Source organism: Thermomonospora cellulosilytica, from assembly GCF_014138835.1.
Taxonomy (GTDB): Bacteria; Actinomycetota; Actinomycetes; order Streptosporangiales; family Streptosporangiaceae; genus Thermomonospora; species Thermomonospora amylolytica.
On record NZ_JACJII010000001.1, the window covers coordinates 3,478,546 to 3,503,060 of the forward strand.

Annotated in this window: 24 protein-coding genes; 10 read left to right on the plus strand and 14 right to left on the minus strand. The window is 73.8% G+C overall.

Features of this window, described 5'->3' with window-relative positions; genetic code table 11:
* Positions 1 to 184 precede the first annotated feature (184 nt).
* The 11 genes from HNR21_RS16465 to HNR21_RS36020 form a co-directional block, all read right to left on the minus strand.
* Complete coding sequence (locus HNR21_RS16465; protein ID WP_182705898.1) at positions 185 to 2,089, minus strand: HEAT repeat domain-containing protein; 1,905 nt, start codon at positions 2,087 to 2,089, stop codon at positions 185 to 187.
* 238 nt (positions 2,090 to 2,327) lie between these two features.
* Positions 2,328 to 3,770 carry an acyl-CoA carboxylase subunit beta gene (locus HNR21_RS16470; RefSeq protein ID WP_182705899.1) on the minus strand — a complete coding sequence of 481 codons (1,443 nt, stop codon included), beginning with the start codon at positions 3,768 to 3,770 and terminating at the stop codon, positions 2,328 to 2,330.
* A 31-nt stretch (positions 3,771 to 3,801) separates the two neighbouring features.
* Positions 3,802 to 5,067, minus strand: coding sequence for a beta-ketoacyl-ACP synthase II (gene fabF / locus HNR21_RS16475; protein WP_182705900.1), 1,266 nt, complete (start codon positions 5,065 to 5,067; stop codon positions 3,802 to 3,804).
* 81 nt (positions 5,068 to 5,148) lie between these two features.
* Positions 5,149 to 5,412 carry an acyl carrier protein gene (locus HNR21_RS16480; protein WP_119731328.1) on the minus strand — a complete coding sequence of 88 codons (264 nt, stop codon included), beginning with the start codon at positions 5,410 to 5,412 and terminating at the stop codon, positions 5,149 to 5,151.
* 56 nt (positions 5,413 to 5,468) lie between these two features.
* Entirely contained in the window at positions 5,469 to 6,452 is a 984-nt protein-coding gene (locus tag HNR21_RS16485; RefSeq protein WP_119731327.1) for a beta-ketoacyl-ACP synthase III, read from the minus strand.
* Positions 6,449 to 7,357 (minus strand): ACP S-malonyltransferase, encoded by a 909-nt coding sequence (locus HNR21_RS16490; RefSeq protein ID WP_182705901.1) that lies wholly within the window; start codon positions 7,355 to 7,357, stop codon positions 6,449 to 6,451. The genes HNR21_RS16485 and HNR21_RS16490 overlap by 4 nt, the downstream gene beginning before the upstream one ends.
* 97 nt (positions 7,358 to 7,454) lie before the next feature.
* Positions 7,455 to 8,576: a PucR family transcriptional regulator gene (locus HNR21_RS16495; RefSeq protein WP_157996136.1), complete on the minus strand. Its 1,122-nt coding sequence runs from the start codon at positions 8,574 to 8,576 to the stop codon at positions 7,455 to 7,457.
* A gap of 87 nt (positions 8,577 to 8,663) precedes the next feature.
* Positions 8,664 to 9,875: an acyltransferase family protein gene (locus tag HNR21_RS16500; protein ID WP_182705902.1), complete on the minus strand. Its 1,212-nt coding sequence runs from the start codon at positions 9,873 to 9,875 to the stop codon at positions 8,664 to 8,666.
* Positions 9,868 to 10,818 carry an alpha/beta hydrolase gene (locus tag HNR21_RS16505; RefSeq protein WP_182705903.1) on the minus strand — a complete coding sequence of 317 codons (951 nt, stop codon included), beginning with the start codon at positions 10,816 to 10,818 and terminating at the stop codon, positions 9,868 to 9,870. Before HNR21_RS16505 ends, HNR21_RS16500 begins: the two co-directional genes overlap by 8 nt.
* Before the next feature lie 199 nt (positions 10,819 to 11,017).
* A complete protein-coding gene (locus HNR21_RS16510) occupies positions 11,018 to 11,698 on the minus strand; it encodes a response regulator transcription factor (RefSeq protein WP_312881058.1) in 681 nt (226 codons plus the stop codon).
* Complete coding sequence (locus HNR21_RS36020; protein WP_182705904.1) at positions 11,695 to 12,963, minus strand: sensor histidine kinase; 1,269 nt, start codon at positions 12,961 to 12,963, stop codon at positions 11,695 to 11,697. Before HNR21_RS36020 ends, HNR21_RS16510 begins: the two co-directional genes overlap by 4 nt.
* An 82-nt stretch (positions 12,964 to 13,045) precedes the next feature.
* On the opposite strand from HNR21_RS36020, the gene HNR21_RS16520 reads away from it, so the two are divergent.
* The 4 genes from HNR21_RS16520 (at position 13,046) to HNR21_RS16535 (ending at position 17,211) form a co-directional block, all read left to right on the plus strand.
* Entirely contained in the window at positions 13,046 to 14,077 is a 1,032-nt protein-coding gene (locus HNR21_RS16520) for a PHP domain-containing protein (RefSeq protein ID WP_182705905.1), read from the plus strand.
* Entirely contained in the window at positions 14,078 to 15,229 is a 1,152-nt protein-coding gene (locus HNR21_RS16525; protein ID WP_182705906.1) for an amidase family protein, read from the plus strand.
* A gap of 118 nt (positions 15,230 to 15,347) precedes the next feature.
* Positions 15,348 to 16,214, plus strand: coding sequence for an SGNH/GDSL hydrolase family protein (locus tag HNR21_RS16530; protein WP_182705907.1), 867 nt, complete (start codon positions 15,348 to 15,350; stop codon positions 16,212 to 16,214).
* Positions 16,215 to 16,263: 49 nt separating this feature from the next.
* Positions 16,264 to 17,211: an alpha/beta fold hydrolase gene (locus HNR21_RS16535; protein ID WP_312881059.1), complete on the plus strand. Its 948-nt coding sequence runs from the start codon at positions 16,264 to 16,266 to the stop codon at positions 17,209 to 17,211.
* An 82-nt stretch (positions 17,212 to 17,293) separates the two neighbouring features.
* Here the strand turns inward: HNR21_RS16535 and HNR21_RS36025 are convergent, their stop codons facing one another.
* The 3 genes from HNR21_RS36025 to aceE form a co-directional block, all read right to left on the minus strand.
* Positions 17,294 to 17,419: a hypothetical protein gene (locus tag HNR21_RS36025; RefSeq protein WP_267898963.1), complete on the minus strand. Its 126-nt coding sequence runs from the start codon at positions 17,417 to 17,419 to the stop codon at positions 17,294 to 17,296.
* 130 nt (positions 17,420 to 17,549) lie between these two features.
* Positions 17,550 to 17,909, minus strand: a complete 360-nt coding sequence (locus HNR21_RS16540; protein WP_182705908.1) for a hypothetical protein — start codon at positions 17,907 to 17,909, stop codon at positions 17,550 to 17,552.
* Positions 17,910 to 18,105: 196 nt separating this feature from the next.
* Positions 18,106 to 20,895 (minus strand): pyruvate dehydrogenase (acetyl-transferring), homodimeric type, encoded by a 2,790-nt coding sequence (gene aceE / locus HNR21_RS16545; protein ID WP_182705909.1) that lies wholly within the window; start codon positions 20,893 to 20,895, stop codon positions 18,106 to 18,108.
* Between the two features lie 263 nt (positions 20,896 to 21,158).
* Between aceE and HNR21_RS16550 the strand changes: the two genes are divergently transcribed.
* From HNR21_RS16550 to HNR21_RS16575, 6 genes are all read left to right on the plus strand, one after another.
* The gene (locus tag HNR21_RS16550; RefSeq protein WP_119731316.1) at positions 21,159 to 21,368 is read left to right on the plus strand and encodes a DUF1918 domain-containing protein; all 210 of its coding nucleotides are present in this window, start codon (positions 21,159 to 21,161) and stop codon (positions 21,366 to 21,368) included.
* Positions 21,369 to 21,441: 73 nt separating this feature from the next.
* A complete protein-coding gene (locus HNR21_RS16555; protein WP_182705910.1) occupies positions 21,442 to 21,849 on the plus strand; it encodes a secondary thiamine-phosphate synthase enzyme YjbQ in 408 nt (135 codons plus the stop codon).
* A 164-nt stretch (positions 21,850 to 22,013) separates the two neighbouring features.
* On the plus strand, positions 22,014 to 22,442 hold the full coding sequence (locus HNR21_RS16560; RefSeq protein WP_119731315.1) for a DUF3052 domain-containing protein: 429 nt from the start codon (positions 22,014 to 22,016) through the stop codon (positions 22,440 to 22,442).
* A 21-nt stretch (positions 22,443 to 22,463) separates the two neighbouring features.
* Entirely contained in the window at positions 22,464 to 22,946 is a 483-nt protein-coding gene (locus HNR21_RS16565) for a peroxiredoxin (protein ID WP_119731314.1), read from the plus strand.
* Between the two features lie 45 nt (positions 22,947 to 22,991).
* Positions 22,992 to 23,324 (plus strand): hypothetical protein, encoded by a 333-nt coding sequence (locus HNR21_RS16570; RefSeq protein WP_182705911.1) that lies wholly within the window; start codon positions 22,992 to 22,994, stop codon positions 23,322 to 23,324.
* A 92-nt stretch (positions 23,325 to 23,416) separates the two neighbouring features.
* Entirely contained in the window at positions 23,417 to 24,490 is a 1,074-nt protein-coding gene (locus tag HNR21_RS16575) for a hypothetical protein (RefSeq protein ID WP_182705912.1), read from the plus strand.
* The last annotated feature ends 25 nt before the right edge of the window (positions 24,491 to 24,515 follow it).

Here is a 24,515-nt window from a genome sequence, read left to right on the forward strand (position 1 = left end):
CGGCCGGAAATCCACCAGAAGCTCAGCGGCGGCCGTGCCCGCGGACGTTCCAGAAGACGACGGTCAGAGCGGTGCCGACCGGATGCAGAACCCCCACCCTGATGACGCCCGCCCCTCATGGGGACCGCGAGAGCATTTCGGCCCTGTCGGAGGACGTCCGGCGGCGGGCCGTGCCTACGGACGTTCAGTAGGCGGCGGTCAGGAGGGTGTGGGCCAGGAAGCGGGTTTCGCGGTCCTCGGCGATGCCTCGCCAGCCGCCGTTGACGCGGTGGCGGCGACCCGAGGCCAGTACTTCGCGCAACGCCCAGTGGCAGGCTTCGGCGGCCTCGGGCGGCATGTCCCGCAGATGGCGGAGAGCCGCGCGGTGCACCGGGAGCGGGCGTTCACGAGCGAGTTCGCAGGCCGCGGAACGCAGCACGGGCGCCGCCTCGGCGGGGTCGCCGGTCAGGCGGTGGAGGGCGGCGGCCGCCCTGGTCCGGGTCCAGTCGTCGCGGTCCCGCAGCAGTGGACGGAGGCGGTCGGCCAGGAACGCCACATGATGCCCCAGCTCCGCCAGGCGCGGCAGGTCGTGGACAGGGAGATCGGCGGGCGCCGCATCGGCGGCGACGGCCACGGCGGGGGCGGGGGTGCCGGTGATCTTCCAATAAGCCCACGGCAGGAGCACCTTGTTGCGGCGGGCGGCCCATTCGGGCAGGCCGCGCGGACGGTGCAACAGCCTCTCCAGTGCGGGCACGGCGTCCGTGGCGGCGGGGCCGATGGCGCCGAGCGCCTCGAGCACCTCCACATGCGTTTCGCCGCCGAGGCCGTCGACCAGCTCCGGAACGGCCGGGGCCGCGACGGCTCCCCAGTCCGCCATGACGCGGGTCAGTCCCCGGCACAGCGGGCCGCCGGTCCGCAGGCGGTCGCGGATCACCGGCAGCAGCGCCTCGGCGTGGTCGCGCAGCGGGGACAGGACCTTGTGGATGGACGGCAGGTCGAGGGTGTACACGCCGCCGGGACCGTGCACCTCGGTGGAGTCGAACGCCGGCCGCGCAGAGGTGAGATGTTCCACCAGCCGCGGCAGGCAGCGGGGGTCCTTCCGCCACGCCAGTCCCCACACGGCGATGTCCGCGACCCGGGCGTCGCCGTATCGGGAGATCCGCCGGTCGTCGTCCAGCCGCTCGGCCAGCAGGTCGGCCGCCGGGTCGCCGCCGTACTCGGGGACGGCTGCGAGCACGTGCACGGCGTACGCCCGGACCGCGCCGACCGGGTCGGTCGTGCGTTCGGCCAGCGCGGGCAGCAGCCGCTCCTCCGCCGACCGCCACTCGCCGACCACCGTGGCGGCGTTCTGGGCCGCCCCGATCCGGCGGTCCTCGTCGTCATGCCGCAGGAACGTCAGGCACAGGTCCGTGCGCGCCGTCACGTCCTCGCCCAGGGTGCGGTCGATCCACCCGAGGAGCGAGGCCGCCCGCCCGCCGTATTCGTCGGCCGTCTCCGGCGAGGGGCGTCCCCACAGGTCGTTCCAGACGTCGACGTCGTCGTTCACCGCCTCGACCAGCACGTCCAGGTCGGTGCCCGGCCGGTGGGAGCCGGGGGCGTCGGCCAGGGCCTTCACCGCCGTCAGCCGGATCTGGCGGTCGGGATGGCGGCGCAGCTCCCGCAACCAGAGCAGCGTCTCGGGCAGGATCTCGATGCCGCAGCCGCCCGCCAGCTCACCGACGGCCTGGACGATGGCGAGCCGCGTCGCACGATCCTCCTCGTCGCGCCACCGCCCCCGGAGCACCTCGATGATCCGGTCCTGCCCGGCTCCCGATCCCGCCAGCGCCGAGGGCAGTTCCCGCCGCACCTCGACACAGGGGTCACCGGCCAGCCCCAGCAGGCGGGGCAGCGCGGCCTCCCAGGCGGCGGGCCAGGCATCGTCGACGGCGCGTGCGGGCACCCGGGCCGCCTCCGCGGCCAGCCGTCCCGCGACCTCCAGCGCGTACGTCCGTACCGCCGTGTCCCCCGACTCGGCCAGCGCGACCAGGAACGGCAGGCAGGCGGTGGCGGCGGAGAGCACGACGCCGCCCTGGTGGTAGACCTTGACGTCCAGATCGTCCAGCGCGTTCACATCGCCCCGGGCCGCCGCCCGCAGCAGGCCGGGGACGTCGTCGGCCGCACCGTAGTGATGGTTCAGGGCGGACCAGTCGATCTCATCGAGTCCGTGCAGGATTATGACGAATCTTCCTTCACTCGGCTGACCGCAGAGCCTAGCCCGCGAAGGACGCGCCGGTCCTCCCCTTTTCTCCGTCGGACATGCGGCGGCCCCGCGCGCCGGGATGCGCGCGGGGCCGCCCGGAGAACAGGGGTCAGAGCGGGATGTTGCCGTGGGTGCCGCGGGCCGGGGTGGCCTCGGCGATGGCCCGGGCGATCGCGGTACGGGTGGCGTCCGGGGTGATGACCTCGTCGACCACGCCCAGGGCGCGGGCCCGGTCCAGGCCGCCGGCGATCTTCTCGTGCTCGGCGGCGAGCCTGGCCTCCAGGGCGGGACGCTCCTCCTCCGGCGCGGCCGCCAGCGTGCGGCGGTGCAGGATGCGGACGGCGGCGACCGCGCCCATCACCGCGAGCTCGGCGGTCGGCCAGGCGAACACCTTGGTCGCGCCCAGCGAACGGGAGTTCATCGCGATGTAGGCCCCGCCGTACGCCTTGCGGGTCACCAGCGTCACCCGCGGGACGGTGGCCTCGGCGAAGGCGTGCAGCAGCTTGGCGCCGCGGCGCACCACGCCCTCGTGCTCCTGGCCGACGCCCGGCAGGTAGCCGGGCACGTCCACCAGCACCACCAGCGGCACCCCGAACGCGTCGCACATCCGCACGAAGCGGGCCGCCTTCTCCGCCGACGTGGCGTCCAGGCAGCCGCCCAGCCGCAGCGGGTTGTTGGCGATGATCCCGACCGTGCGGCCGCCGAGCCGGCCCAGCGCGGTGACGATGTTGGGCGCCCACTTGGGGTGCAGTTCGACGTAGGAGGCGTCGTCCGCGTTGTCCACCATGCCCTTGACCAGCGGCATCACACTGTAGGCACGGCGGGGGCTGTCCGGCAGCAGCCCGGAGAAGTCCCGTTCCGCCACGTCGTCGGGGCGGATCCGGCCCTGGTGGCCCAGCAGCACCGCCAGGGTGCGGGCGCGGGCCAGCGCCTCGGTGTCGTCCTTGGCGACCACGTGCACCACGCCGGACTTCTTGGAGTGCGGCTCGGGCCCGCCCAGCCCGGCCATGTCGATCTCCTCGCCGGTCACCGACTTGACCACGTCGGGGCCGGTCACGAAGATCTTGCCGTTCTGGGACAGGATCACGATGTCGGTCAGCGCCGGGCCGTAGGCGGCGCCGCCGGCCGCCGCGCCCAGCACCACGGAGATCTGCGGGACGATCCCGGACGCCCGGGTCATCGCCGCGAACACCATGCCGACCGCGTGCAGCGACTCCACGCCCTCGGCCAGCCGCGCCCCGCCGGAGTGCCACACCCCGACGATCGGCAGCCGCTCGCGGACCGCGTGGTCGTAGGCGGACACGATGTGCTGGCAGCCGGCCATCCCCATCGCGCCGCCCTGCACCCGCGGGTCGGAGGCGAACGCCACCACCGGCAGCCCCTCGATCCGGCCGACCCCGGCCAGCACGCCGCTGCGGTCGTCCTCGTCGGTCAGCGGCCGGAACGACCCGTCGTCGAACAGCGTCTCCAGCCGCAGCCGCGGATGCCGCGGGTCGATCTCTTCCTGCGGGGCCGGTGCCGGGCCGGCGACCCGGTTCTCGAGCACGGTCATGCTGGCTGGCTCCTTATCGCGGGGTGCGCCGTCAGGCGCGCCGGAAGGCCACGGCGACGTTGTGGCCGCCGAAGCCGAACGAGTTGTTCAGCGCGGCGAGCGGCCCGTCGGGCAGCTTGCGCGGTTCGCCGCGGACGATGTCCAGGTCGACGGCGTCATCGAGGTCGTCGACGTTGATGGTGGCCGGCACCACGCCCTCGCGCAGCGTCAGTACCGTGATCAGCGACTCCAGCGCGCCGGCCCCGCCGAGCAGGTGACCGGTCATCGACTTGGTCGCGGTGATGCACAGCCCGCGGGCCACGTCCTCGCCGAGCGCGGCCTTGATGGCGGCCAGCTCGGCGACGTCGCCCTGGGGGGTGGAGGTGCCGTGCGCGTTGATGTGCTTGATGTCCTCGGGACGCAGCCCGGCGTCGGCCAGCGCCCGGCGCATCGCCTTGGCGGCGCCGCTGCCGGTCGGGTCGGGCTGCACGATGTCGTGGGCGTCACCGGAGTAGCCGCAGCCGGCGGCGATCGCGTGGATCTGCGCGCCGCGCGCCCGGGCGTGCTCCTCGGACTCCAGGATCAGCACCGCGGCGCCCTCGCCGAGCACGAACCCGTCGCGGTTCTTGTCGTACGGCCGGGAGGCGCGGGCCGGCTCCTCGTTGCGGGTGGACAGCGCCCGCATCGACCCGAACGACGCCATCTGCAGCGGGTGGATGCACGCCTCGGTGCCGCCGGCGATGACCACGTCGGCCCGGCCGGACCGGATCATGTCGATGGCGTACCCGATCGCCTCCGCGCTGGAGGCGCAGGCGCTGACCAGCGCGTGCGAGCCGGCCATCGCCCCGAACTCGATCCCCACCAGGCCGGAGGCGCCGTTGGGCATGAGCATCGGCACGGTGAACGGGGAGACCCGCTGCCAGCCCTTCTCCCGGTAGACGTCGTAGCTGTTCAGCGCGGTGTGCAGACCGCCGATGCCGCTGGAGATCACCACGCCCAGCCGGTCGCCGTCCACGGTCTGGCCCGCGTGGTCGCCGAAGGCGTACCCGGCGCTCTGCCAGGCCTCGTGCGCGGCGATCAGCGCGATCGCCTCGTTGCGGTCCAGCCTGCGCAGCTTGTGCTTGGGCATGACCTCCGACGGCTCGACCGCGAGCTGGGCGGCGAAGCGGACCGGCAGCTCCTCGATCCCCTCCCAGTCCAGCGGGCGCACCCCGGACCTGCCGGCCAGCAGCGCCGACCAGGTCGACGGGACGTCGCCGCCGAGCGGCGTCGTGGCACCGAGCCCGGTGACGACGACGGTGGTCTGGTTGTCGCTCATGTGTCAGTGCTCCTGAATTCCTGGGGGGAGTCGGGCGGGCGCGCCGCCCGGGAACGTCCCCGGGCGGCGCGCCGCGCGTGCTCACGCCTTGCTGACGCCGGTCAGACCCTGGACGAAGTTGATCACGTCCTGGACGGTCTTGAGGTTGCGGAGCTCGTCGTCGGGGATGTCCACCCCGAACTTGTCCTGGGCGGCCACCGCGATCTCGACCATCGACAGCGAGTCGATGTCGAGGTCGTCGATGAAGCTCTTCTCAGGGGTGACCTCGGCCGCCGGGATGCCGACGGTCTCCTCGACGATCTCGCCGAGGCCGGCCAGGATCTCCTGCTCGGTGGCTGCGGGCATGTGCGGAACTCTCCTTGTTGTTGGGGAACGCAGGCTCGTCGCCGGGCGGCGCGGGCCTACGGGATCTGGATGACTTGGGCAGCGTAGGTCAGCCCGGCGCCGAACCCGATGAGCAGCGCCGGAGCACCGGAGGGAACCTGCCCCCGTTCGATCATCCGGGCCAGTGCCAGCGGGATGGACGCCGCCGACGTGTTGCCCGAGTACACGATGTCGTCGGCCACCACCGCGTTGGCGGCCTTCAGCCGCCGGGCGATGGACTCCACGATCCGCAGGTTGGCCTGGTGCGGCACGAACGCGGCCAGGTCCTGGGGGGAGATCCCGGCGCGTTCGCAGGCCTCGGCGGCGACCGGGGCGATCGCGGTGGTCGCCCAGCGGAACACCGACTGGCCCTCCTGGACGATGAACGAGTGCCGGTCCCTGACGTGGATCTTGTCGGCCTGGTCGCCGGCGCTGCCCCACACCACCGGGCCGATGCCGGGGTCCGGCGCGCCGGTGACCACCGCGGCGCCGGCCCCGTCGGCGAAGATGATCGCGGTCGACCGGTCGGTCCAGTCCACCCACTGCGACATCTTCTCGGCGCCGATCACCAGCGCGTTGCGGGCGGCGCCGGTGCGGATCGCCGAGTCGGCGGCGGCCAGCGCGTAGCAGAACCCGGCGCAGGCGGCGTTGAGGTCGAACGCCCCGGGCGCGCGGATCCCGAGCCGGTGCGCGACGGTGGCGGCGTTGCTGGGGATCATCGTCTCGGCCGAGCAGGTTGCCACGATGACCAGGTCGATCTCCTCGGGCGACAGCCCCGCGGCGGCCAGCGCCTTGCCGCCGGCGTGCACCGCCATGTCGACGACGGTCTCGTCCTCGGCGGCGACCCGGCGCTCGGCGATGCCGACCCGGCTGCGGATCCACTCGTCGCTGGTGTCCATGGTCGCCGCCAGGTCGTCGTTGGTGACGACCTTGGCGGGCCGGTAGTCGCCGAACGCCAGGATCCGGGTGCCGGGCACGGTGTCGGGCAGGCGGAGCCGGGCGGCGGGTTCGGATGCGGTCATCGGGCGTTCGCCTCGATCAGCTCGCGGGCCGCGGCCAGGTCGTCGGGGGTCTTGAGGGCCAGCGTGGCGACGCCCTTGAGCTCGCGCCGGGCCAGGCCCACCAGGGTGCCGGCCGGCGGCAGCTCGATGATCGCGGTGACGCCCAGCTCCCGCATGGTCGCCATGCAGGCGTCCCACCGGACCGGCGAGCTGACCTGCGCGACCAGCCGGTCGACGTACTCGCGGCCGGAGGTCACCACCGTGCCGTCCCGGTTGGACAGCAGCCGGACCTGCGGGTCGGCGGCGGGCAGCTCGGCGGCGAGCGCGGCCAGCCGGTCCACGGCGGGCGCCATGTGCTCGGTGTGGAACGCCCCGGCCACCGACAGCGGCCGCAGCCGGGCCCTGGCGGGCGGCTCGTCGGCGAACCGCGCCAGCCGTTCCATCGTCCCGGCGGCGACCACCTGGCCGGCGCCGTTGATGTTGGCGGGGGTCAGGCCGTGCTTGTCGATGGCGGCCAGCACCTCGTCGGGGTCGCCGCCGAGCACCGCGGTCATCCCGGTCTCGGTCACCGCCGAGGCCTCGGCCATGGCCCGCCCGCGCTCCCGGGCGAACCGCAGCGCGTCCTCGGGGGAGAGCACCCCGGCGATGGCGGCGGCGGCCAGCTCGCCGACGCTGTGCCCGGCCACCACGTCCGCGGTGGCCCCCAGCGCCGCCGCGGCCGCCAGCGCCGCACTGACCAGCAGCGGCTGGGCGACGGCGGTGTCGCGGATCTCCTCGGCGTCGGCGGTGGTGCCATAGCGCACCAGGTCCAGCCCGGTCACCTCCGACCAGCGGGCGAGCCGGTCGGCGACCTCGGGCAGGTCGAGCCATGGCTGCAGGAAGCCTGGGGTCTGGGCGCCCTGGCCGGGCGATGCTATGACAATCACGTAATTCACCCTGCCGGGTGGTCCGGCGCCCCGCCGATGCCGATCGCCACGAAGTTTGCGGGTGGGGCTTTGGAGGGTGCCTACAAGGACCGTCCGGTCACGTTCCGGCGCGGCGCTCGGCGAATCTGCCCAGGACCAGCGCCAGACGCAGGGTGAACGCGTGCCGCCCGTCGGTGGGGGACAGGCCGGTCAGCTCGGTCACCCGGCGCAGCCGGTAACGCACCGTGTTCGGGTGGACGAACATCAGCCGGGCCGTCGCCTCCAGCGACGAGCCCTGCTCCAGATAGGTGGTGAGGGTGTCCAGCAGCGGCGCCCCGGCGTTGCACATCGGCTCGTAGACCTGCTCCACCAGGTGCCGGCGGGCCGACTCGTCGCCGTCCAGGGCCCGTTCGGGCAGCAGGTCGGCGGCCGACACCGGGCGGGGTGCGTCCGGCCAGCCGGCGGCGGCGCGCAGCCCGGCCAGCGCCGCCTGCGCCGAGATCGACGAGCCGTACAGGTCGGGGACCACCGGGCCGACGACCACCGGGCCGGGCCCGCACTTGGCGGCGATCGGCCGGGCCGCCTCCATCGGGTCCTCGGCCCCGCCGATGATCACGATGACCCGGCGGCCCTGCACCCCGGCGAGCACGTCGACCCGGGCGCGGCGGGCGGCCAGCTGCATCTGGTCGATGGTGACCTCGGGCTCCTCCTCCAGCGAGGTGTACCCGGCGACCACGCTGACCGGCTTGGCGGTCCAGCCCAGCGCCGCCGCCCACGAGTGCATGCCGTCGTCCACCTCGCCGCGCAGCACCGCGTTGACCACCAGCGCCTCCAGCCGGGCGTCCCAGGCGGCGCGGGTCTCGGCGGCCTGCGCGTACACCTGGGCGGCGCCGAACGCCACGTCCCGGGTGTAGCGCAGGATCGCCTCACGGAGCTGGTGCTCGCCGCCGGGGGCGGCCAGCTCGTCCAGCCGGTCCTCCACCACGTCGATGATCACGCGGATGATGTCGATGGTGTGCTTGAGCTTGATCGAGCGCAGCAGTTCGCGGGGGGCGGTGCCGAACACCTCGCCGGCGATGGCCGGCTGGGTGGCCTCGGCGTTCTTGAACCACTCCACGAACGCGGCGATGCCCGCCTGGGCCACCAGCCCGATCCACGACCGCTGGTCGGCGGGCATCCGCCGGAACCAGGGGAGCCGTTCCTCCATGCTGGCCAGGGCGAGGGTGCCGAAGGTGCCCATGGCCTGTTCGAGTCGTCTGCCGGTCGCCGCCCGGATCGCGTCGTCGTCTGTGCCGTCCACGTGACAAGGGTGCCATCACCGGACGCCTCACCTGCTGTGACCCTTCACAGCCTTGGCGTGGCGGGGGTGTTCGAACCGATGCGCCGCCGCCACCGCGACCGCCAGCGCGACGGCGAAGACCGGCAGCCACGGCACCCGTTCCACCGCCCAGAACGGCTCGTCGGGACGGGTGTGCAGGCCGGGCAGCACCCCGAACGCGCGCCCCGCCAGGGTCACCGCGAGCATCGCGGTCTGGTGGTAGAGGAATATCGTCATCGCCGCCAGATTGGTCACCACCACAACCGCCCACCACCGGGACCGGTCCATCAGCCGGGCGAGCCGGTCGCGCAGCAGCACCGCCGCCCCGACCTGCGCCGTGCCGAACGCGACCGCGGCCAGCGTCGGAGGGTTCAGGTTGGACACGGCCGCGCCCGGCACCCCGACCATGCTCGCCGGGTAGCCCGCCACGAGGATCAGCCCGGCGGCGGCCGCCGCGCCCCCGGCCAGCAGCCCGGCGGCGATCCGGCGGTCCAGCGCGCCGCCGGCCCAGGCGACGCCGAGCAGGTACGGCACCAGCCAGCCGGTCAGCACGTTCGCCCAGCCCGGCCAGCCGGGGCCGTCGAACGCGAACCGGACCAGGTCGGTGGCCGCGACGGCGGCGGCGGCCAGGGCCACGGCGGTCCAGCCGAGCCGCCGCCACAGCGCGATGACCAGCGGGGTGAGGGCGGTGAGCGCGGCGTACACGAGGAGGAACCACAGCGGGCTGAGCACCAGCTTGATCACCGAGCGCAGGGTCTGCCCGTCGTACCCGGCCGCGAGCAGCCCCGCCGACACCGGCACCCAGACGACCAGCAGCACCGGCACGGGCCGCAGCAGCCGGACCATCCGGCCGCGGACCCAGCTCCCGTACGCGGTCCCCGGCTTGTACGCCCGCGCGCCCACATAGCCGCCGACGAAGAAGAACACTGCCAGGGTCTGCAACGCCCACGACACCGGGGCCAGCCACGGCATCTCCTTCAGCGGGCTGGTCACCCGCAGGGCCGGGTCGTCGCCGGGCGGGGCCACCAGCGCGGTCACCAGCCAGTGGCCCAGGACCACCCCCAGGATCGCGATGGCCCGCAGGGCGTCGACGGCGCGGTCACGGCCCGGCGGGGTCGCCGCGACGATCTTGGCCACCAGCGAGCGGGGGGCGGACGAGCGCTGCCGATCTCCTCTTCCGGAGGTCTCGGGGGCGTCCCCCAGGCGAACGGAGTCAGACATGGGGGATCTCCTGGTGGCGTCCGAGGGCGATGAGGGTCAGGTGCCGCAGTGCGGTCGAGCCCGGCTGGAGGTAGCCGCTGTGGGGTCCGTCACCGGCGTCGAACACGCGGGCGCCGAACGCGGGCGACACCGGATCGGTGCCGAACCCGACGCCGAGGAACCTGACGTGAGGCACCAGTTCCATCCAGTCCCCGTCGCTGCGCGCCGCCCAGACCCGTGCGGTGGTGCGCAGGTCGGAGGCCCGGTCCACGCCGGTGCCGGGGCTTCCGTACAGGGCGATGTCGTCGGCGCTCACATGTGGGGCCGCCTTCGCGCACACCACCGACCCGTAGCTGTGGCACAGCAGCGACACCCCGGCCGTGCCGTTGACCCGCCGCACACCGGCCAGGAACCGCCGCAACTCGCGGGCGGCGCCGGTGGCCCGCCCGGCGGTGAGGACGCGGGTGCTCAACGTGGCGGGCGAGTCGTAGCCGAGCCAGGCGACCACCGCGAGCCGCGTGCCCGGCGACAGTCGCAGCGCCTCCCGGTACAGGGCCAGCGACCCGCCGCCGGCGAACTTGGCGCCGTCGAAGCCGTTCAGTGAGCCGTCCGCGCCCGGCACCACGACCGCCACCCGGTCGGCGGCGGCCAGGTCGCCCAGCACCTCCACGGCCCGCCCCCGGCCCCGGGCGTCGAACGCCAGGAACCGCCGGTCCGGCCGCAGGAACGCCGACAGCGCCCGCACCCGGTCTTCGTCACCGGCCCGCCGCGCCGCCTCCAGCCCCCGGGCGACGTCCCGGCGCACGGCGTCGTACCGGGCGTCGAGCGTCCCGGCGGACAGCCCCGGCAGCGGGCTCGGGCCGGGGTACTCCGCGGTCTCCTGCGTCGTGGCGGCGACCGGCAGCAGCACGGCCATCGCCGCTACGGCGGCCGGCCCGCCCGGCCGGGGCACAAGGTTGCGCATCGGCGATGTCCTCCCAGGTCAGCGGTGGTTCGTCCACTGCTGGGAAGGTAGGAATCCGCCGCCGTCGCGGGCATCGCCTCCAGGTGCCGTCCTTGATCGTCATACCGGGGGGTGACGCGGGTCAGACGGCCGCAGCGAAGCGAGGATCGTCTGACCCGCCTGTTCGGGGGTCTGGGGGTCGGCCCCCAGAGGGAACGGGTCAGTCGCCGGGGCGGACCAGGCCGGTCTCGTAGGCGTAGACGATCGCCTGGGGGCGGTCGCGCAGCCCCAGCTTCATCAGGATCCGGCCGAAGTGGGTCTTGACCGTCTGCTCGGCGACCACCAGTTCGGCGGCGATCTCCTGGTTGGACAGGCCGCGGGCGACCAGGGTCAGCACCTCGGTCTCCCGTTCGGTCAGCTCCTCCAGCCGCTCCCGGCGCGGGGCGCGCGGGGCGCCCAGCCGGGCGAACTCGGCGATCAGCCGCCGCGTCACCGACGGCGACAGCAGCGCGTCCCCGGCCGCCACCACCCGCACCGCCTCGGCCAGCTCGCCCGCCGAGGCGTCCTTGAGCAGGAACCCGGACGCGCCCGCGCGCAGCGCCTCGTACACGTAGTCGTCCAGGTCGAACGTGGTCAGGATCAGCACCCTGGGCGGCTCGGGGTGCTCGGCCATCAGCCGCCGGGTGGCCTCCAGCCCGTTGAGCCGGGGCATCCGGATGTCCATCAGCACCACGTGGGGCCGCACGTCGGCGATCACCCGCAGGGCCTCCTCGCCGTCGCGGGCCTCGCCGGTCACCTCGATGTCGGGCTGGGCGTTCAGCAGCACCCCGAACCCGGCCCGCACCATCCCCTGGTCGTCGGCGATGACGACCCTGATCGGGTCCCGGCCCGCTGCGGTCACTCGTCCCTCCACGGCAGTACGGCCTCGACGGCGAAGCCGCCCTCGGGGGCGGGGCCGGCGGTGATCTCGCCGCCCAGCATGGCAGCCCGTTCCCGCATGCCGATCAGGCCGTGCCCGCCTCCGGCCGCGGACGGCTCGGCCCGCTGCGCGGGCGGGCCGTTGACCACCTTGATCCGCAGCGCGTCGGAGCCGTGCTGGATCTCCACGTCGACGTGCGCGCCGGGGGCGTGCCGCATGGCGTTGCTCAGCGCCTCCTGCACGATCCGGTAGGCGGTCAGGCCGTGGCCCGGCGGCAGGGAACGGGGTGCGCCGAGGGTCCTGGAGGTCACGTCGAGCCCGGCGGCGCGGGCGTTGGCGATCAGGTCGTCGAGCCTGTCCAGGGCGGGCTGCGGGTCGGTCTCGGCGCCGTTCTCGGTGCGCAGCACGCCCAGCACCCGCCGCAGTTCGGTCAGCGCCTCCAGGGCGGTGGAACGGATCTGGGCCAGGTCGGCCTTGGTGCGGTCGGGCATCGAGGGCTCGGCGTAAGGAGCCGCTTCGGCCTGGATCGCGATCATCGACATGTGGTGGGCGACCACGTCGTGCAGTTCGCGGGCGATCCGCTGGCGTTCCTTGAGGACGGCCTCGGCCTCCTTGTGGCGGCGTTCCTGCTCGGCCAGCTTCGCGCGGGCGGCGCGGCGCTCCCGCACGAACGAGCCCACCAGCAGGGGGACCGCGACCGCGGCGATGGCCCCGAACGCGACCGAGCCGCTCAGCAGGGCCGCGCCCGCCGCGGTGATCAGGCCGACGCCGACGGTGACCTGGCGCGGCGACCGGACCGCCAGCGAGTACAGGCAGAACAGGGTGGCGATCGCCCCGCCCGGGACGAACGGCACGTCCAGCCAGTTCTGGGCGGACACGTAGATCATCGCCACCACGAGGATCCGCCATGCGGCGACCGGATGCCAGGTGCGCAGCACGACCGGGGCCGCCAGGAAGGCCGACACCACCAGCAGCCAGAACCCGGGGTAGCCGGGAAACCGCGCACGGACCTCGGTGAACAGCAGGTTGTAGGTGCCGCCGAAGAGGATCAGGGCGATGAGCACGTCCACGACGACGGTGACGGTGCGGTACGGGAGCCGGCCGATGCCGATCAGGCGGGTCCACCGCAGCCAGGACGGCCACCCGGGATCGGGACGCGGGGGGTCGGCCGTCCCGGTCAGCGCGGCCTCCAGGGCCAGCGGGATGACCCCGATCATGACCGGGCCCTTGCCGTCGTCGCCTGTCACGCCGGCAGCGTAGGGGCGCGGCGGCGCGTCACGCATGCGACCGTGGTGCCATTCCGTCGTAGTACCTGGGTACGGTCGGGGCGTGGAACCCGTTGAGGCGCTGCGGCGGATCGCCTTCCTCCTCGAACGCGCGCACGAGCCGACCTACCGGGTGCGCGCGTTCCGCAAGGCCGCCGACCTGGTGGCCCAGACCTCCCCCGAGGAGCTGGCCGAACGCGCCGAGGCCGGGACGCTGACCGCGCTGCCGGGGATCGGCAAGGTCACCGCCCTGGTCATCACCGAGGCGCTGCGCGGCGAGACCCCGGTGTACCTGCGGCGCCTGGAGGCGACCGAGGACCAGCCGGTCGACGAGGCCGCCGCCGCGCTCCGCGCCGCCCTCAGGGGCGACCTGCACACCCACAGCGACTGGTCCGACGGCGGATCGCCGATCAGGGAGATGGCCGAGACCGCCCGCGAGCTGGGGCACGAGTACATCGCGCTGACCGACCACTCGCCCCGGCTCAGGGTGGCCAACGGGCTGTCGGCCGACCGGCTGCGCAGGCAGCTCGACGTGGTCGCGGAGCTGAACGAGGAGCTGGCGCCGTTCCGGATCCTCACCGGCATCGAGGTGGACATCCTCGACGACGGCTCCCTCGACCAGGACCCCGAGCTGCTCGACCGCCTGGACGTGGTGGTGGCCAGCGTCCACTCCAAGCTGCGGATGGACCGGGTCGCGATGACCCGCCGCATGGTCGCCGCCATCGGCAATCCCCGGGTGAACGTGCTGGGCCACTGCACCGGCCGGATCGTGGTGGGCGGCGGGCGGCGCGGCGGCAGGCGGCCGGAGTCGGAGTTCGACGCCGAGTTGGTGTTCGACGCGTGCGCCGCCTACGACGTCGCGGTGGAGATCAACTCGCGGCCGGAGCGGCTGGACCCGCCCAAGCGGCTGCTGCGGCTGGCGGTCGAGGCGGGCTGCCGGTTCGCCGTCGACTCCGACGCGCACGCCCCGGGCCAGCTCGCCTGGCAGCCGTACGGGTGCGAGCGGGCCGCCCGCTGCGGGGTGCCGGCCGACCGGATCGTCAACACCCTGCCCGCCGGCGACCTGCTCGCCTGGACCCGGGCCAAGATCGCCTAGATGCTCCCGGAGGAGTACCGGCGGCTGGACGCGACCGCCGTCGCGGCCCTGGTCACCCGGCGGGAGACGTCCGCCGTGGAGGTGGCGAGGGCGGCGCTGGCCCGCCTGGCCGAGGCCGACCCGCGGCTGCGGGCGTTCCGCACCGTCACCGCCGAGCAGGCGCTGGCGGACGCCCGCGAGGTCGACCGCGCCGTGGCGGGCGGGCGGTGCCCGCCGCTGGCCGGGGTGCCGATCGGCGTCAAGGCGTGGGAGGGGGTGGACGCCCCGCAGACCAGGCGGCTGCGCGCGGCGGGCTGCGTCGTCATCGGGCTGACCTCGGTGCCCCGTCCCACCACCGAATGGCAGACCTGGGGGCACACCGACCGCGGCCCCACCGTCAACCCCTGGCGCGCCGACCGCTCTCCGGGCGGCTCCTCGGCCGGGTCGGCGGCGGCGGTGGCGGCGGGCGTCGTGCCGCTGGCGACCGCCAGCGACGGGGCGGGCTCGACGCGGATCCCGGCCGCCTGGTGCGGGGTGATCGGCCTCAAGGCCACCGGCGGGCGCCTGCCCGCCCGCGACGCCGCCGGGCTGAACGTGCCCGGCGCCGTGGTCCGCACCGCGCGGGACGCCGCCCTGCACCTGTCGGTCCTGCTCGGCGAGGACGTCGGGCCGGGCGGGCCGGACCGGCCGGTGGCGGTCTGGTCGAGCACGCTGGGCTTCGCCGAGGTCGGCCCGGAGCAGGCCGGGGTCGCGCGGGCGGCGGCCGGGGCCCTCCGCCTGACCTGGCGTGAGCGGCCCGTCCGGCTGTGCGACCCCGCACCCGCCTGGCGCGCCCTGCGGGGCCTGCCCGCCGATCCGTCCGCCGCCGAGGCCGCCCGCCGGACCAACGACGAGCGGCTGCGCGAGCTGTTCGCCGAGGCGGACCTGTTGCTCACCCCCACGACGCCGACGCCGCCGCACGGGCACGACGGCCCCGGCACGGCGATGACGGTCGGCCTCACCTGGGGGTTCAACATCAGCGGGCATCCGGCGATCAGCGTCCCCGCGGGTCTGGCCGCCGACGGCACGCCGGTGGGGCTGCAGGCGGTCGCCCGTCCCGGCCGGGAGGATCTGCTGCTGCGCCTGGCCGCCGACCTGGAACGGCTGCGGCCCTGGCCGTCCCCGCCGGGCTGACCGGCGGGGAGCGGGTGCTCTCGCCCGGAGGCCATTGCCATCACGACCAGGGGTCGTCACACTCTGTGCTGTGCTGATCGCGTTACGTTCCCGTGTCGTCACCGTCCGGAGGTGCCGCATGCTCCGTCCCGTCGTTCCCCTGACCCTGGCGACCGCGCTGACCGGGCTGGCCGGGCTGACCGGTGCCGTGCTCGCCGCCCCCGGCGCCGCCGCCGAGGCCGCCGAGGCGCCCGTTCCGACCCGGATGGTCGCGCTGGGCGACTCCATCACCCGCGGGTTCAACGCCTGCGGCTGGTACGTCGACTGCATCGGCCGGTCCTGGAGCACCGGCCACGACACCGCCGTGCGCAGCCACTACCTGCGGCTGGCCGCCCGCGAGCCGTCGCTGACCCCCTACAACGCCGCCGCCACCGGGGCGAGGGTCGCCGACCTGGCGCGGCAGGCGCAGATCGCCGTCGACCGGCGGGCGCAGTACGTGACGATCCTGATCGGCGCCAACGACGCCTGCGCCCCCACCGAGGAGCGGATGACCCCGGTCGCCGACTTCGAGACCCGGTTCCGCGTCGGCCTGCGGACGCTGCGGGAGGGTCTGCCGGGGGCCGAGGTGTTCGTCGCCAGCATTCCCGACCTGCGGCGGCTCTGGCAGGTCGGCAGGGGCAACGCGGTGGCCCGTACCGCCTGGGCCAGGTTCGGGATCTGCCAGTCGATGCTGGCCCGCCCGCTCTCGGCCTCGGCGGCCGACATCGCGCGCCGTGAGCGCGTGCGTCAGCGGGTCATCGACTACAACGCGGTGCTGCGGCGGCTGTGCGCGCAGGACGCCCGCTGCCGGTTCGACGACGACGCGGTGTTCGACTACCGGTTCACGCTGGCGCAGGTCAGCAAGTGGGACTACTTCCACCCCAACGGCAACGGGCAGGCGGTGCTGGCGCGGGTGACCTACGCCAGGAGCTTCTGGCCCGCCGCCGTCTGGGCGTCCGCGCGTTGACACGACCTGCTCGGCCCGGCGTCGCGGGGACCCGGTAGCGTCCGGAGGCGTGACCGAGATCGCGCATCGCCGCATTCCCGTCAACGGACTCGACATGCACATCGCCGAGGCGGGCAGCGGCCCGCTGGTGCTGCTGCTGCACGGCTTCCCCGAGTGCTGGTACTCCTGGCGGCGCCAGCTGGTGGCGCTCGCCGAGGCCGGCTTCCACGCCGTCGCCCCCGACCAGCGCGGGTACGCCCGTACCGGCGGGCCCGAGGCGGTGGAGGAGTACACGATCCACCATCTCGTGGGGGACGCGGTCGCCCTGATCGCCGCGCTGGGGGAGGAGCAGGCGGTCGTCGTCGGCCATGACTGGGGCGCCCCGGTGGCCTGGCACACGGCCCTGTTCCGCCCGGACGTCGTGCGCGGCGTGGTCGCCCTGTCGGTGCCGCACCGGCCGCGGTCCTCGCGCCCGCCGGTGCAGGTGATGCGCGAGCAGCTGGGCGAGGGCTTCTACATGGTGGCGTTCCAGCGGCCCGACCTGCCCGAGGCCGGGCTGGAACGGGACCTGCCGGACACGTTCCGCCGGATGCTGTACGCGGCCTCCGGCGACGCCCCCATGCTGGTGCCGATCCTGCCGGACGGCGGCGGCTTCCTGGACGTGTGCCCCGCGCCGGACGAGCTGCCCGGCTGGCTCACCGAGGAGGACATCGCCGTCTACGCGGCCGAGTACGCCCACAGCGGCTTCCGCGGCCCGGTCAACTGGTACCGGAACCTGGACCGCAACTGGGAGCTGACCGCCGCCTGGCACCGCGCCCCGATCACCCCGCCCGCCCTCTACGTCGCCGGGGAGCGGGACATGGTGCTGGCCGGGGCCAAGGACCGGCTGCACCGCATGCACGACTACGTCACCGACCTGAGGGACATCGTGCTGCTGCCCGGCTGCGGGCACTGGACCCAGCAGGAGCGCCCCGACGAGGTCAACCGGGAGCTGATCGCGTTCCTGCGGAGCCTGTGAGGGCCCGCGGATCGGGCGACCGGGGCGGAGGTCGTCCGACCCGCCCTTTCGCGGGTCCGGGGGCCGTCTCCGGGCGAGCCGGTCAGGCGGTGGCCGGGACGAGGCGGTAACGGGTCAGCTGGAGCAACTGCACGAACAGCCGGGCCAGCAGCGCCTCCAGGGCCATGACGGCGGCCTTGGCCAGGATGGCGGCGACGATGTCGGTCATTGCGGTCCCCCCTCCGTGACGGTCCGTCGAGGTCGTGACCCGTCCTTTCTGCCTGACCGGACTGGCACGGAGGTGAGGGTGAAATGTCCGTTTCGTTAATATTCGGTCATGTCCGCCTGACGGGCCGTGATCATCGGGACCTCGCGGGCTCCGCGGTCCTTCCCGGCTCCTCGGGCTTTGCGCGCTCCTCGGTCCCGCGCCCGCGCCGGGCGATCGCCGTGCCCACCCCGATCGCGGCGGCGACCGGCCAGGAGATCACGTTGAACGCGGCCATCGCCCCCAGCCCGCCGTAGAACGCCAGCCGGTCCGGCGGCGGCAGGTGCGAGGCGGCCGACCGGCCCGCCCCGGCCACCGCGCCCACCCCGGGCGGCGTGGGGACGCGGAGGACCTTCACGTGCGGGGTGACGACCGGGATCGGCACGCCGCCGCCCCGCTCCCGCTCCTCGGCGGCGTCCTTGCGTGCGGCCTTGCTCTGCTGCGCGGTGGTCATCTCATCTCCCCGATCTCGCCATGCGGTGGCCCTGCGGTGGTCATGCGGTACGGGCCCGCGTCACCGGGGGCCCCGCCACTACCTGCCCGTCACGCCGCGTTTGATTCCACCGCGCGCGGTGTCCACAGAACGGCCGCGGCCGCCGCCCCGATGCCGGGGCGGCGGCCGCTGGACGGGCGCCGGGAGCCGGAGCCGGTCAGGCCTCCCCGCCGGTGCTGGACTCGGCGGTCTGCCCGGTGCCGGCGAAGACCTCGTCGATCGGCCGGTCCAGCCGGTACCTGTCGATGGCCTGGCGCAGCACGTCGGGCTTGACGTCGCCCTGCCGGGCCAGCCGGTGCAGCACCGCCAGGGTGATCGAGGCGGCGTCCACGTGGAAGTGCCGGCGGGCCGCCGCCCGGGTGTCGGAGAACCCGAACCCGTCGGTGCCCAGCGAGGTGAACCCCTGCGGGACCCAGCCGGCGATCTGGTCCGGCACCGCCCGCATGAAGTCCGACACCCCGACCACCGGGCCGGGCTGCCCCTCCAGCCGCCGGGTGACGTACGGCACCCGCTGCTCGGCGTCGGGGTGCAGCAGGTTCCACTCGTCGCAGGCCAGCGCCTCGCGGCGCAGCTCGGTCCACGAGGTGGCCGACCACACGTCCGCGGCCACCCCCCAGTCCTCGGCGAGCTGCTTCTGCGCCTGCAGCGCCCACCGCATGGCGACCCCGGAGGCCAGGATCTGCGCGCGCGGCACGTCGCCGTTGCGGCCCTCGATCGCGGGCGCGTCGGCGTACTTGTACAGGCCCTTGAGCAGGCCCTCGGTGTCCAGGTCCGCCGGCGCGGGCGGCTGCTGGTACGGCTCGTTGTAGACGGTGAGGTAGTAGAAGATGTCCTCGCCGCCCGGGTGCTCGGGCGTGGAGCCGTACATCCGGCGCAGCGCGTCCTGCATGATCACCGCGAGTTCGTACGCCCAGGCCGGGTCGTAGTACACGCAGGCCGGGTTGGTGGCGGCCAGCAGCGGCGAGTGCCCGTCGGCGTGCTGCAGCCCCTCACCGGTCAGCGTGGTCCGCCCGGCGGTGGCGCCCAGCAGGAACCCGCGGCCCATCTGGTCGGCCATCGCCCAGATGGAGTCGCCGGTCCGCTGGAACCCGAACATCGAGTAGAAGATGTAGACCGGGATCATGTGCACGCCGTGCGTGGCGTACGCGGTGCCCGCCGCGATCGTCGAGCCCATCGCACCGGCCTCGCTGATGCCCTCGTGCAGCAGCTGGCCCTCGGTGGACTCCTTGTAGCTCAGCAGCAGCTTGCGGTCCACCGCCTCGTAGGTCTGCCCGTGCGGCGAGTAGATCTTGGCGGTGGGGAACAGCGAGTCCATGCCGAACGTGCGGAACTCGTCCGGCGCGATCGGCACGAACCGGGCCCCGATGTCGTCGTCCTTGATCAGGTCCTTCAGCAGCCGGACGAAGGCCATGGTGGTGGCCACGTTCTGCTTGCCGGAGCCCTTCTTCAGCTCGCTGTAGACCGCGTCGCCGGGCAGCTTGAGCGGCTTGGCCCGCACCACCCGCTTGGGCAGGTAGCCGCCGAGCGCGGCGCGCCGCTCCCGCATGTACTCGATCTCCTCGGAGTCCTCTCCGGGGTGGTAGTACGGCGGCAGCTCGCCCTCCAGCGCCGAGTCGGGGATGTCCAGGTACAGCCGGTCCCGGAACTCCTTCAGCTCGGCCTTGGTGAGCTTCTTCATCTGGTGGGTGGCGTTGCGGGCCTCGAAGTCCGGCCCCAGCGTCCAGCCCTTGATGGTGTGGGTGAGGATCACCGTCGGCTGGCCGACGTGCTCGCGGGCCGCCTTGAACGCCGCGTACAGCTTGCGGTAGTCGTGCCCGCCGCGCGAGAGCCTGCGGATGTCGTCGTCGGACAGGTGCTCGACCATCTTGCGCAGCCGCGGGTCGTCGCCGAAGAAGTGCTCGCGGATGTAGGCGCCCGACTCCACGGTGTAGGTCTGGAACTGCCCGTCCGGCGTGGTGTTCATCTTGTTGACCAGCACGCCGTCGACGTCCTTGGCCAGCAGCGGGTCCCAGTCCCGGCCCCAGATGACCTTGATCACGTTCCAGCCGGCGCCGCGGAAGAACGCCTCCAGCTCCTGGATGATCTTGCCGTTGCCGCGCACCGGGCCGTCGAGCTGCTGCAGGTTGCAGTTGACCACGAAGGTCAGGTTGTCCAGCTCCTCGCGGGCGGCCAGCCCGATGGCGCCCAGCGACTCCGGCTCGCCCATCTCGCCGTCGCCCAGGAACGCCCACACGTGCGACCGCGAGGTGTCCTTGATCTTGCGGTTGTACAGGTAGCGGTTGAACCGGGCCTGGTAGATGGAGTTGATCGCGGTCAGGCCCATGGACACCGTGGGGAACTCCCAGAAGTCCGGCATCAGCCGCGGGTGCGGGTAGGAGCTCAGGCCCCCGCCCGGATGGGAGATCTCCTGCCGGAACCCGTCCAGGTGCTGCTCGGTGAGCCGGCCCTCCAGGAACGCGCGCGCGTAGATGCCCGGCGCGGCGTGCCCCTGGATGAACACCTGGTCGCCGGACTCGCCGTGGTCCTTGCCGCGGAAGAAGTGGTTGAACCCGACCTCGTACAGCGAGGCGGCCGAGGCGTAGGTGGCGATGTGCCCGCCGACGCCCAGCTGCGGCCGGTTGCCGCGGGACACCATGACGGCGGCGTTCCAGCGGATGTAGGCCCGGATCCGGCGTTCGATGTGCTCGTCGCCGGGGAACCACGGCTCCCGCTCCGGCGGGATGGTGTTGATGTAGTCGGTGCTGCGCAGGCCGGGCACGCCCACCTGCTGCTCACGGGCCCGCTCCAGCAGCCGGAGCATGATGTAACGCGCACGGGTGCGGCCTTCGGTCTTGAGAACCGTGTCGAGCGATTCCAGCCACTCCCGGGTCTCGTCAGGATTGACGTCCGGGAGCTGGCTCGGCAGCCCGTCGCTGATGATCGAAAAGCGTTGGCGTCCGGAAGCCACGGGGTCCCCTCTTGCTTACCGTTCTGGTCCGGGGGCGGGCCCCGACGGTCGTCGGTCGTCCGTCCCCATCCCATCGTCGTCTGTTATGACGGCTAACGCATCTCTACTCTGCGGTAACTATTTGCGCCGGTCAGCGCGGTGACGGACGGGCCGGGCCTGGGAAGGGTCTCGACTGCGGCGGCCAGCCGCAGCATCGTGGAGACATCGTGGCTGACACGGTGGAAGAACGGTGGAAGAACGCACCGACCGCGGGAAGGTGAACGATGCAGGCAACAGTGGGCGACCGGCTGCACGTGCACGGCAACATCGTCGGGCAGCCGGACCGCAGTGGCGAGATCATCGAGGTGCGCGGCCAGGACGGGGCGCCGCCCTACGTGGTGCGGTTCGACGACGGGCACACCGGGCTGGTGTTCCCCGGACCGGACGCCGTGGTGGAGCCCAAGGGCACCGGACGGCGTGTGCCGCAGCGCTGACGCACCGGACGGCCGCCGGCGCGCCCCGGCCGCCGGTTTGCCGGGGCGCGCCGGCCCGGATACATAGATGACCATGAAGAGCACGGTGATCCGGGTGCGCACCGGCGGCACCGAGACGGTGCACGACATCACCGCCGAGTGCGCCTCGTTCGTCGCCGAGGCCGGCGGGGACGGGCTGCTGCACGTGTTCGTGCCGCACGCCACCGCCGGGATCGCGCTGATCGAGCTGGGCGCCGGCAGCGACGACGACCTGCTGGCGGCGCTGGGCGACCTGCTGCCGGCCGACGACCGCTGGCGGCACCGGCACGGCTCCGCCGGGCACGGGCGCTCGCACGTGCTGCCGGCGCTGGTCCCCCCGTACGCGACGATCCCGGTGCTGGGCGGCCGGATGGTGCTGGGCACCTGGCAGTCGGTGGCGCTGGTGGACCTGAACGTGGACAACCCCGACCGCCAGGTCCGGCTGTCGTTCCTGGCGGGCTGAATCCCACGCTTTGTTACGCTCGGTGATGTCGCTACCGGAAAGCGTCGCGGTGCGGACCGAGCGGGCCGGCAAAGCGCCCAAGGCACTTGCGCTGGAGGCCGTCACTTGTGTGAACTGTCCCGCAACGCCACACCGGGTGGCCAACCGACATTGGGAGGACGTTCGTGAGCGCGACCGCGGGTCAGGCGCAGTCTGAGCGCAGCCTGGCCGAGCGGCTGGGCTTCAAGCCCAGCCAGGTGGTGCAGGAGATCGGCTACGACGATGACTGCGACGAGGAGCTGCGCCGCTCCATCGAGGCGGTCACCGGCAACGAGCTGGTCGACGAGGACTACGAAGATGTCGTCGATGTCGTGGTGCTCTGGTGGCGCGACGAGGACGGGGACCTGGTGGACGGGCTGGTGGACGCCCGCACGTCGCTGGCCGATGGCGGCCACATCTGGCTGCTGACCCCCAAGGCGGGCCGGGAGGGGCACGTGGAGCCCAGCGACATCGGCGAGTCGGCGCCCACCGCGGGCCTGTCCCAGACCAGCAGCATGAGCGCGGCCCGCGACTGGTCGGGCACCCGGCTGGTCGCCCCCAAGGTCCGCAAGTAGCCGCCGCGCGGCAGGAGCGTCATGGCGGTCGGGACGGGCGTCGGGGCGGGCCCCGGGGTGGGGGACGTCGCCCCGGACTTCGAACTGAGGGACCAGCACGGCACCCCGGTGCGGCTGTCGTCCCTGCGCGGTGAGCACAACGTGCTGCTGGTGTTCTACCCGCTGGCGTTCAGCGGGGTGTGCACCGGCGAGCTGGACGTGATCCGCGACGAGCTGCTGCCCGCCCTCGGCGCGGACACGCGGGTGCTGGCGGTCTCGGTGGACTCGATGTTCGCGCTGCGCGCCTGGGCCGACGCGCGGGACTACGCCTTCGGGCTGCTGTCGGACTTCTGGCCGCACGGCGCGGTGGCCCGGTCGTACGGGGTGTTCGACGACGAACGGGGCGTGGCCGTGCGCGGCTCGTTCGTCGTCGACCGCGAGGGCGTCGTGCGCTGGAAGGTCGTGAACGCGATCGGCGAGGCGCGCGACATCGACGAGTACCGCAAGGCGCTCGCCACGCTGTGACCATCGCGGCCGGGAGGGGACCCGGCCCAGGCTGTTGGAGGCGTCATGCCCTGCTTCCGCTGCGGGGCGCGGCAGAGTGATCCGGTCCGCGGGGCCAGCCCCTGGAAGCGCGGGGTGCGGGCGGACCGGCAGGTGCTGGTCTGCCCGGCGTGCCAGCGTTCGGAGGACTGGACCGCCGCCCTGGACCGCTGTGTGGCCTGCGGCTCGACCGCGCTGATCTGCCGGCTCGGCGAGGTGGAGTGCCGGGCCTGCGGGCACGTGCGCCAGGCCCGCCCGCCGGACCGGTCCGGCGACCTGGTCACCTCGGGCGCGCCCGGGCTGTCGGAGGAGGTCGCCGCCGCGCTGAGCCGGGTGCTGGGACGCGGCCTGCTCGGCTGACCCGTCCGTCCGACCGGTCATCGGGCGTTCATCTCCCGTACGCCTGGGCGACGAACGCCCGCCCGCCGGCCCGCACAGGCTGTGCAGCACTCATGAAAAGGGTGCTGTCGATAGTGCTGGCGGCCGGGCTGGTGCTCGCCGTCGCCGTGGTCATCGTGCTCGACCGTACGGGCGATCCGCGGCCGCGGGTCGTGCGCGGGGTCATCGGGTCGGAGAAACAGGGGTTCTTCGACGATCCCGCGGTGCGGGCGGCGTTCGAGCGTCACGGGCTGCGGGTGCAGGTCGATCCGGCCGGGTCCCGGCAGATCGCGACCTCGGTGGATCTGGGCGGTTACGACTTCGCGTTCCCCGGCAGCTCCCCGGCCGCCGACAAGATCCAGTCCTCGCGGGGGATCACCGCCCGGCACGCGCCGTTCTCCACCCCGATGGCGATCGCCACGTTCGAGCCGATCGCCGAGATCCTGCGGGCCGAGGGGGTGGCCGCGCGGACCCCGCAGGGGACGTGGACCTTCAACGTCGAGCGCTACCTGGCCCTGGTCCGCCGCGGGGCGCGGTGGGACGGGCTGAAGAACGGCTCGCGGTATCCGGTGCGCAAGAACGTGCTGGTCTCCACCACCGACCCCCGCCAGTCCAACTCGGCGGCGATGTACCTGGCGGTCACCAGCTTCGTCGCCAACGGGCACGCGGTGGTCCGCGACCAGGGCGCGCAGGACGAGGTGATGCCGCTGGTGGAGCGGCTCTTCCAGGACCAGGGCTACACCGACAGCACCAGCGAGGGCCCGTTCGAGCGGTACCTGGTGGGCGGCATGGGCCAGGTGCCGATGGCGTGGATCTACGAGGCGCAGTTCGTGGACCGCGCCGTGCGGGGGCAGATCCGGCCCGGCATGACGCTGATGTACCCGGTGCCGACGGTGATCTCGCGGCACTCGCTGGTGCCGCTGAGCCCGGACGGCGACCGGGTCGGGCGGCTGCTGACCACCGACCCGGAACTGCAGCGGCTGGCCGCCCGGCACGGGTTCCGCACCACCGACCCGGCCCGGTTCGCCCAGCTGGCCGCCCGGCACCGGGTGCCGGTCGTCACCGATCTGATCAACGTCGTGGACCCGCCCTCCTACGACGTGCTGGAGAGCATGCTGCGGCGCGTGGAACAGGGCTACGGCCGCTGACCTTCCAAGGAACGGGGGAACGCAC